The organism is Bradyrhizobium sp., from assembly GCF_030693485.1.
Lineage (GTDB): Bacteria > Pseudomonadota > Alphaproteobacteria > Rhizobiales > Xanthobacteraceae > Bradyrhizobium.
In genome coordinates this window covers 1-8,505 of record NZ_JAUYAN010000249.1, presented here as the reverse complement: position 1 = coordinate 8,505, position 8,505 = coordinate 1, and the positions used below count along the sequence as shown (strand labels likewise).

The window sequence follows — 8,505 nt, the reverse complement described above, 5'->3', positions numbered from 1 at the left end:
CGGTCATTCAGGGCTCTTCAAAGGCAGATGGAACAAGGCTCGGCGTCGAATAGCGGTCAGAGGCTGGAGGTCACCGTCGCCGGCGACGAGGGATCGGTCCGGCTCGACCGCGTGCTGGCGGTCAGGCTGCCGCAACTGTCGCGCTCGCGGCTGAAGGCGCTGATTCTGGCTGACGCCGTCACCCTCAAAAACGCCCCCATCCGCGACCCCGCTTATCATGTGTCCGCCGGCGATACGATCACAATCGACGTGCCGGAGGCGGTCGCCGCCGAGCCCGCCGGTGAGGATATCGCGCTCGATATCGTCCACGAGGACGACGACATCATCGTCATCAACAAGCCCCGGGGGCTCGTGGTGCATCCGGCCGCCGGCCACGAGACCGGCACCCTGGTCAACGCCCTGATCGCCCATTGCGGCGCCAGCCTTTCCGGCATCGGCGGTGTCAAGCGGCCCGGCATCGTGCACCGGCTCGACAAGGACACCACCGGGCTGATGGTGGTGGCCAAGAACGACCGCGCGCATAAATCGCTGACCGAGCAGTTCGCCGACCACGGCCGCACCAACGAGATGCGGCGCGGCTATATGGCACTGGTCTGGGGCGTGCCGAACCGGCTGCGCGGCACGGTCAATGCGCCGATCGACCGGCATCCCCACGCCCGCGAGAAAATGGCGGTGCGCGATAGCGGCCGCGAGGCCATCACCCACTGGGAAATCCTCGAATCCTTCAACGGGCGCGACGGCAAGCCGGTCGCGACGCTGCTGGCCTGCCAGCTCGAGACCGGCCGCACCCATCAGATCCGGGTGCATCTGGCCCATATCGGCCATCCCCTGCTCGGCGACGCGGTCTATGGCCCGCACTTCAAGACCAAATCCAGCCATCTCGGTCCCCGGAGCCAGGCGGCGCTGACCGCCCTCGGCCGGCAAGCGCTACACGCATACCTTTTGGCGCTGGAGCACCCGCGAACCGGGGAGGTTTTGCACTGGGAAAGCCCCCTGCCGCAGGACTTGCGTCTCCTGCAAAACGCCCTCCAAGCGGCGCTATGACGCAGGCCTCCCGGAAAACGGCTGCTATGACAAGAGGTTATATCAGGGACACGCGGACGTGAGGTCAGCAATCCTTCCCTAAATGCCCCGATTTGGTGTATGTTGCACCTGCGTTGAATATCCAACGCGGAACATCGCAGCCCGGGCGGCTTTAACACAGCGTCCGTCTGCCGGGCCCGCCGCTATCGGGGGCCTGAACCACTGGAGGGCGCTAGAATGGCCCGTACAGCTACCCTGCCGGTTCTTAATGGAGAATCCGGCCTATCCCGGTACCTCGCCGAGATCCGCAAATTTCCGATGCTGGAACCCCAGCAGGAATACATGTTCGCCAAACGCTGGCGCGAGCATGACGATCGCGACGCGGCACATCACCTTGTCACCAGCCATCTTCGACTCGTGGCCAAGATCGCCATGGGCTATCGCGGCTATGGCCTGCCGATCTCCGAGGTCGTCTCGGAAGGCAATGTCGGCCTGATGCAGGCGGTGAAGCGGTTCGAGCCCGAAAAGGGCTTCCGCCTCGCTACCTACGCGATGTGGTGGATCAAGGCCTCGATCCAGGAATACATCCTGCGTTCGTGGTCGCTCGTGAAAATGGGCACCACCGCGAACCAGAAGAAGCTGTTCTTCAACCTGCGCAAGGCGAAGAGCAAGATCTCCGCACTGGACGAGGGTGATCTCCACCCCGACCAGGTGAAGCTGATTGCCAAGCGCCTCGGCGTCACGGCCCAGGACGTGATCGACATGAACCGCCGTCTCGGCGGCGATGCGTCGCTCAACGCGCCGATCCGCGACGACGGCGAGGCCGGCGAATGGCAGGACTGGCTGGTCGATAACTCGCCCAACCAGGAAGCCATCATGGCCGAGCACGAGGAGTTCGATCATCGCCGTCAGGCGCTGATCGGCGCCATCGGCGTGCTCAACCCCAGGGAACGCCGCATCTTCGAGGCGCGGCGCCTGGCGGAAGACCCGATGACGCTGGAAGACCTCGCCACCGAATTCGGCGTGTCGCGCGAACGCGTGCGGCAGATCGAAGTCCGCGCCTTCGAGAAGGTGCAGTCGGCGGTCAAGGGCACCATCGCGAAGCAGGAACAGGCCGCGCTGGAAGCCGCGCACTAATCAGGGCGCGACCCGGACGAAACGGAAAGCCGGCGGCAACGCCGGCTTTTTTGTTTTTCGCCCACCGTGGTTCAACAACCTCGATTGTCACAACAGAATCGGAAGCCACGACATACCATATGTTGGGCTGAAAAGAGGGTCCGACACCACCAGATCTGGTTGCATGGGGTTGTTTTCGACTTTTTTGGTTTGGGACCTCACTCCCCCCACTGCCTCGCCAGCGTCGCCAGCGCGCAGCCTTCGCAATAGCGCGCGTCCTTGTAGTCGATCCAGTTATGCGCATAGACCCGCTCCAGCGGAATTTCGTAGCGCGTCCGCAGCACCTTGAGCAGGATCCGCCACGCCGCGATCTGCGCCTCGGTGGCGCCGCGCGTCACGTCGGGGAAGTTGCCGGCGAATTCCACGCCGATCGAATTGGCGCCGACCACCTGGCGGAAGGTCGGGCGGTTGTCGATGTACTTGTTGTCGTTGCGGTTGCCGCCGTCGCCATGGGTCGGCACCAGGTTTTCCGCCACCGCCCAGTACACCGTGCCGTCGGTTTCGACCCAGACCGTGACGCCGCGCCGCTTCGGATTCTTGGATTGCGCCTGCGCGCCTGACCGAGCCGACCCGGCCGGCCCCTCGGTCTGGTGCACGATGATGTTTTTCCACGGATGGGCTTTGGCAACCTCGCCCCACGGCGCCAGCCAGACCATCTTCAGGCCGGGAATATCGGGGGTCCCCGACGCACGGGAGATCGCCGCGAGGTCGGGCGTCTGGGCCGTGGCCGGAGCCAAACCCGAGAAGACGCAAAGCGCCATCGCTAACAGGCGAAAAATCATGACCTCGTGTCTAGCATGCTTACGCGTGCTTGCGCAGGGCTCGCTCCGGCATGGGAGCGGGATCGATCCCGGGCGCCAGCGGCGGTGCGGGATCGTAAACCGCGTGGCGGTTCTTGCCGTCCTTCTTGGCGGCGTAGAGCGCATGGTCGGCGGCGGCGATCACCCGGTCCGGGAACGCGCCCATCTCGCGGGTCCATTGCGCGACGCCGATCGAGAGCGAGATCGGGATATCGGCGCCGACGCAGGCTTCGGCGTCCTCGCGGCAGACGTCGAGGATGCGGCGCGCGATCATCGCCCCTTCCCGCAACGCCGAGGACGGCAGCACGACGCAGAACTCGTCGCCGCCGGTGCGCGCCAGCATGTCGCCGGGCCGCAGCCGGGTCTGCGCCATCAGGGTGAAATGCTGCAGGCAGGCGTCGCCCGCGGCGTGGCCATGGGTGTCGTTGATCATCTTGAAGCCGTCGAGGTCGATCACCAGCAGCGCGAAGGATTCGCCTGAGCGCTCCGAGCGCGCGCATTCCTCGGTCAGGCGCTGCAGCAGATGCCGCCGGTTGCCGACCCCGGTGAGATCGTCGAGCAGCGCGAGGTCGGCGACCTCGTTGCGCAGCCGGTCCATCGCCATCAGCAGGAAACCGAAATTCCACGACATCGACAGGAACATCAGCACCAGGATCGAGATCGAATGAACCGGGGTGAAACGGAGGAAGGAGAACTCGCCGCCGACATGCACCACGTTGCTGAGCACGCGCAGGACATAGATGGCAATGATGAAAATGGCGACGGTGGCCGCCAGCCGGGCGCCGGCGTTGATCCGGCCGTTCTCCCGCGCCAGCAGCAGCTTGAGGGTCAGCGCGAACGGCAGCACCTGGGCGACCGAATAGATGAACATCCGGATCGGCTGATGGTCATAGCCGAAGGCGAAGAAGGTCATGCCCGCAGAGCCCAATCCGGTGATCAGCGCGGTCTGGCGCCAGCCGACCGGCCGGTCGTAAAACCGCCTGACGCCCATTGCGGCCAGGCAGGAGGCGAGGATCAGCACGGTGCCGCCGGCCAGCAGCGGCAACAGCGAATCCACCACGATGCGCAGGCTTGCCAGCGATGCACCAAAGGCAGCGGCAAATGCCGATGCCGTCCAGAACGGCGCCGCCGCGAATTTCGGATAGCACCGGGTGACGTAGGCCCAGATCAGGCCCAGCGCGAGAAAATTGATGATGAACGCCGTCCACAGCGTCGGTACGCTCAGCATGGCGAAGCCGGAACGCACATTGGCCTGCCTCCACTGTAATTCAACAACCCACCCATCGAAGTCCCCGTGTTCTTGCGAGGTAAAATGCGCCCGCGGCGCTTAACGGACCCTCACCTTGGCATGGCAATCGGTACCGTGGTTTTGAAATGATGAAGATTGCGCGGCGCAGCATCGCACCATCGTGCCTGTACCGGATCGACGCAGTTGCGCGATGCGCGTTGGTGCGTCGTTAACCGTGACGGCCGCGCGGAATGCATTGCGCGACTGAAAACGCCCCGAAAACGCATAACAGCTGTGGATAACGCGATGACAACGGCGTGACAGCGCGAGGCAGTCGCCTGCGAATCTGTTCGGATGACGATTGAGGCTGTTGCGAGGCCAAGCCCTCCCCGAGCAAGCCTCGTGTCGCGTTTCCACCCATTAAACCCAATGAGGATGCTATGGCTAAGAAAGCGAAGAAGGCTAAGAAGGCGAAGAAGGCAACAAAGAAGAAGAAGGCCAAGAAGTAACGTTTCTGCCCGGGTGGAGCCTCGGCTCCGCCCGGGCACCCAACCAAGGCGAACCAGTTTCATCAAAGCGGCGGGCCTCGGGCCCGCTTTTTTGATTCTCTCATTCTTCGTCGTCCGGCTTGACCGGACGGCCCAGTACACACCGACGGATGTCAGGTACTGGATGCTCGCCAGCGCCAGTCGCGCGCCGTAAAGACAGGGGTTGCCCGGAAGATCCCGTTCCCGCCTGGAGTGAAATCCGATGACTGCGATCCAAGGAAGTGCTGCGGCCATCACCGGCGCCGCCAGCGGCATCGGCCGGGCGCTGGCGCTCGAGCTTGCCGCGCGCGGCTGCGACCTCGCGCTGGCGGACCGCGACGAGGCCGGACTGGCGACGCTGGCCGCCGAGATCGCCAGGGCGCACCCGCGCAAGGTCACGGTGCATAGCGTCGATGTCGGCGTAGCCAAAGAGATCGAGACGTTCGCGCAAGCCGCGATCGCGGCTCATCCCGCCCTCAACATCGTCATCAACAATGCCGGGGTGGCGCTGATGGGGACCTTCGACGAGGTCGACCAGGCGCAGATGGAATGGCTCATCAACATCAATTTCTGGGGCGTGGTGCACGGCACCCGTGCCTTCCTGCCGCATCTGTCGAAGAAGCCGGAGGCGCATATCGTCAACCTCTCCTCGATCTTCGGCATCATCGCGCCGCCCGGCCAGACCGCCTATGCGGCGGCGAAATTCGCGGTGCGCGGCTTTTCGGAAAGCCTGCGGCATGAGCTTGCGACGGCGAACAGCCCGGTGCGCCTGTCGGTGGTGCATCCCGGCGGCGTCGCCACCAACATCGCGCGCAATTCGCGCCCCGGCACCGGCATGACCGACAACGCCCGCCGGGCCCAGTCGATCGAACGGTTCGACGCAGTGGCGAAAACCACGCCGGCCGCCGCGGCACTTCGGATCATCGTCGGCATCGAGAAGAACCAGCCGCGCATTCTGATCGGCAACGACGCCCGCTATATGGACCTGCTGCAGCGTTTCCGGCCCGGTGCCTATTGGGCGGTGCTGGCGCGCAAGATCGAGAAGATGGCGAAGGCGGGGAAGTAGGTTTGCGGTCTCGCAGCCTCCACAACTGTCGTCCCTGCGCACGCAGGGACGACGTGCCTACCGCCCCACCAACTGATCCGCAAAATAGCCGATGGTCTTGCGATAGATCGTGGCCCGGTTCCACTCGCGCATCGCTTCGAAATTCGGCGTGCCCTCGCTGTAGGGCTGGCCGTTCCTGAAGCCGGAGACGTGCAGCAGATTGGCGGTGGAGGCCAGCACGTCGGGGATGCTGTGGCGCAGGTCGACATGGCCGTTGCCGTCGAAATCGACGCCGTATTTGAGGTAGGACGACGGCAGAAACTGCGTCTGGCCGATTTCGCCGGCGAAGGCGCCGGTCATGTCCTTCAGCGGCAGATCGCCGCGCTGGATGATTTTCAGCGCCGCCAGCAGTTCGCCCTGGAACAGCTCGGTGCGGCGGCAATCATGCGCCATGGTGGCGAGCGTGCGGACCACCGGCATCTTGCCGACGTCGCCCTTGCCGTAATCGGATTCCAGCCCCCAGATCGCGACGATGATTTCGGGCGGCACGCCGAAACGCTTCTCGATTCGCGCCAGCAATGCGGCGTGACGCTGCATCATCTGCCGGCCGATCTTGATGCGCCCGGGCCCGACCCTCGTCGAGGCATATTGCTCGAAAGTCTTGTTGAAGGTGCCGCGCTGGCGGCGGTCGAAGGCCAGTACCGCCGGGTCCTGCGTTACGCCGGATAGCGCCTGCGAGATCACCGCCGGCGAAACCCCCGCCGCCTGCGCTTCTGCCGACATCGCCGCCACGAAGTTGTTGAAATCGCCGCCGCAGCGCGCGGCAGCTGCGGGGGTGGCGAGGACAGTGCAGAACGAAACGGCCAGTAGAAGCTTGCGCATGCGAATCCCTTGTGACTGCTCCAGTGCGTTATGCCATGAGAAAGTGGCGCGAGGCAGGTGTAATCAGCGGGGCTCTATCAAGTCTTGTCGTCCCTGCGAACGCAGGGACCAATATGTGGACGGCCCATTGTGCTAGCACGATTGGTCGACGACATCGCTTCAACAATTGCCGCCGGTGGTTATGGGTCCCTGCGTTCGCAGGGACGACAGATGCCCCTCACTCGCCGCCATCAATCTGGCGGCCCATCAGCGCGATGGCTTTCTGGTAGACGCCGGCGGCATTCCAGGCCTGGATGGCGGCAAAATTGGGCTCGCCCGGCTGATAGCCGGCGCCGGCGCGCCAGCCATGCGCTTTGAGAAAATTCGCGGCCGAGTTCAGCGCGTTGGCGGCAACTTCGAGATTGCCGGTGCCATAGGCGAGAATCGCCTTGGGCATGAACTGGGTCTGGCCGACTTCGCCATGCATGGAGCCGCGCTGGGCCGGCGAGAGCACGCCGCGATCGATCAATTGCAGCGCCGCGTAAAGGTGCTCGGTGAAGAAGGCCGAGCGCCGGCAGTCATAGGACAACGTCGCAATCGACGACAGCATGTTTTGATTGCCGCGCACGGCGCCAAAACCCGTCTCCATGCCCCAGATCGCGAGCAGCGGCCCCGGCGGCACGCCATAGCGCTGCTGAATCGAAGCAAACAGCGCGCCCTGCGACTGCTTCAGCGAACGTCCCTTCGCGACGATCGCCGGGCCGCCGCGCTTGGCGAGAAACTGGTCGAGCGTCAGCGAAAAGCTGCGCTGGCCGCGGTCGGCATTGATGGTCGCCTGCGCATAGTTTGTCGCCATCAGCGCCTGGATGGTCGAGGCGCTGACGCCCTTGGCCCGCGCCTCGGCGGCGAATTGCTGTTTCCAGGTCTCATAGCCGGCGGCGGTGCTGCCGCATTGGACGGCGTGGGCTGGCGAGGTCAGGCAGGCGAAGGCAACAAGCGCAGACCCGCAAAGAACAAGTGCGAGGCGAAAGATGTGCATTGATAAATCCGGTTTGCTGAGAGAGCCGATCGCACCGTTTACTCCGCCGCCGTTCGCGTCAGTGCGCCGGCGTCGCGCAATTGCATGTAGAGATTGATCGGATCGACATCGAAGCCATTTGGCCAGGTCGGTGCGCCCATCTCGACGAATGCGCGTGCGAAATAATCCGGCGCCTTCAGCGGCTCGACCATCGGTCCGCCCGCGGCAAGAAGGTCGGAAAAATCGCGCACGCCCTCGCTGCCGTCGGTGAAACGGATCCACAGACGATGGCCGTCGAGCGCCCGCAGGCGGAGCACGTCGACCATGGGCAGTTCATTCATCGGCATCGGGGCCAGCTATCTTTTCCAGCGGCAGGAGCGCACGCGCACGCTGCCAATTATCCTGCAATTCGGCGTTTCGCGCCACAGCCCATTGTCGCACCATCCGCGTGGCGGTCGGAGGCAATTCTCCCGCGATCGTCTCGCCATCCGAAAGCCGCACGATGGCTTTCGCCCGGCCATAACGAGCGTGAAAATGCGGCGGATTGTGGTCGTCGTAAACCGGAGCGGTTCCGTCCCGGCAGGCCGCGTTTCCCCGCCGAACCCCCTCAAACCAAAAATATCGAAAACAATCCCATGTACAGTAGCGTGCCGTCGCCGGCATGGCGGCTTTGGCCGGCGAAACATTTTGACACGTCGGGCAAATCACCGGCACTATTCCAGTGTTGCGCCATGTATTGGCCGCACAATCCCCGAGCCGCTCCTGGCCCTGCCCGACGGGCCGTCCAGCCCGATTTGAATTTCCCGATGGCCCCACCGCACCCGATC

General features: G+C 64.3%; 9 protein-coding genes. 3 read left to right on the top strand and 6 right to left on the bottom strand.

From position 1 onward, the window contains the following. Nucleotides 1–27 precede the first annotated feature (27 nt). Entirely contained in the window at nt 28–1,044 is a 1,017-nt protein-coding gene (locus Q8N40_RS18195; RefSeq protein WP_305712799.1) for an RluA family pseudouridine synthase, read from the top strand. Nucleotides 1,045–1,260: 216 nt separating this feature from the next. Next, the gene (gene rpoH / locus Q8N40_RS18190; RefSeq protein WP_305712798.1) at nt 1,261–2,160 is read left to right on the top strand and encodes an RNA polymerase sigma factor RpoH; all 900 of its coding nucleotides are present in this window, start codon (nt 1,261–1,263) and stop codon (nt 2,158–2,160) included. 197 nt (nt 2,161–2,357) lie between these two features. Here the strand turns inward: rpoH and Q8N40_RS18185 are convergent, their stop codons facing one another. After that, nucleotides 2,358–2,981, bottom strand: a complete 624-nt coding sequence (locus tag Q8N40_RS18185; protein WP_371135737.1) for an N-acetylmuramoyl-L-alanine amidase — start codon at nt 2,979–2,981, stop codon at nt 2,358–2,360. Nucleotides 2,982–3,000: 19 nt separating this feature from the next. Further along, nucleotides 3,001–4,227 carry a GGDEF domain-containing protein gene (locus Q8N40_RS18180; protein WP_305712796.1) on the bottom strand — a complete coding sequence of 409 codons (1,227 nt, stop codon included), beginning with the start codon at nt 4,225–4,227 and terminating at the stop codon, nt 3,001–3,003. Nucleotides 4,228–4,977: 750 nt separating this feature from the next. On the opposite strand from Q8N40_RS18180, the gene Q8N40_RS18175 reads away from it, so the two are divergent. Continuing rightward, on the top strand, nt 4,978–5,820 hold the full coding sequence (locus tag Q8N40_RS18175; protein ID WP_305712795.1) for an SDR family oxidoreductase: 843 nt from the start codon (nt 4,978–4,980) through the stop codon (nt 5,818–5,820). Nucleotides 5,821–5,877: 57 nt separating this feature from the next. Here the strand turns inward: Q8N40_RS18175 and Q8N40_RS18170 are convergent, their stop codons facing one another. The 4 genes from Q8N40_RS18170 to Q8N40_RS18155 form a co-directional block, all read right to left on the bottom strand. Then, nucleotides 5,878–6,681, bottom strand: coding sequence for a lytic transglycosylase domain-containing protein (locus tag Q8N40_RS18170; protein WP_305320692.1), 804 nt, complete (start codon nt 6,679–6,681; stop codon nt 5,878–5,880). Nucleotides 6,682–6,898: 217 nt separating this feature from the next. After that, the gene (locus Q8N40_RS18165) at nt 6,899–7,699 is read right to left on the bottom strand and encodes a lytic transglycosylase domain-containing protein (protein WP_305712794.1); all 801 of its coding nucleotides are present in this window, start codon (nt 7,697–7,699) and stop codon (nt 6,899–6,901) included. A gap of 38 nt (nt 7,700–7,737) precedes the next feature. After that, nucleotides 7,738–8,025, bottom strand: a complete 288-nt coding sequence (locus Q8N40_RS18160; RefSeq protein WP_305320690.1) for a DUF2442 domain-containing protein — start codon at nt 8,023–8,025, stop codon at nt 7,738–7,740. Further along, a partial coding sequence (locus Q8N40_RS18155; RefSeq protein ID WP_305712793.1) for a DUF4160 domain-containing protein occupies nt 8,012–8,505 on the bottom strand: 494 nt, incomplete at its 5' end. The genes Q8N40_RS18155 and Q8N40_RS18160, both read right to left, overlap by 14 nt.

Coding starts and splice junctions, on each gene's coding strand:
- Q8N40_RS18165 (WP_305712794.1), bottom strand. CDS start 7,699: ATGCACATCTTTCGCCTCGCACTTGTTCTTTGCGGGTCTGCGCTTGTT.
- Q8N40_RS18195 (WP_305712799.1), top strand. CDS start 28: ATGGAACAAGGCTCGGCGTCGAATAGCGGTCAGAGGCTGGAGGTCACC.
- rpoH (WP_305712798.1), top strand. CDS start 1,261: ATGGCCCGTACAGCTACCCTGCCGGTTCTTAATGGAGAATCCGGCCTA.
- Q8N40_RS18160 (WP_305320690.1), bottom strand. CDS start 8,025: ATGCCGATGAATGAACTGCCCATGGTCGACGTGCTCCGCCTGCGGGCG.
- Q8N40_RS18185 (WP_371135737.1), bottom strand. CDS start 2,981: ATGATTTTTCGCCTGTTAGCGATGGCGCTTTGCGTCTTCTCGGGTTTG.
- Q8N40_RS18175 (WP_305712795.1), top strand. CDS start 4,978: ATGACTGCGATCCAAGGAAGTGCTGCGGCCATCACCGGCGCCGCCAGC.
- Q8N40_RS18170 (WP_305320692.1), bottom strand. CDS start 6,681: ATGCGCAAGCTTCTACTGGCCGTTTCGTTCTGCACTGTCCTCGCCACC.
- Q8N40_RS18180 (WP_305712796.1), bottom strand. CDS start 4,227: ATGCTGAGCGTACCGACGCTGTGGACGGCGTTCATCATCAATTTTCTC.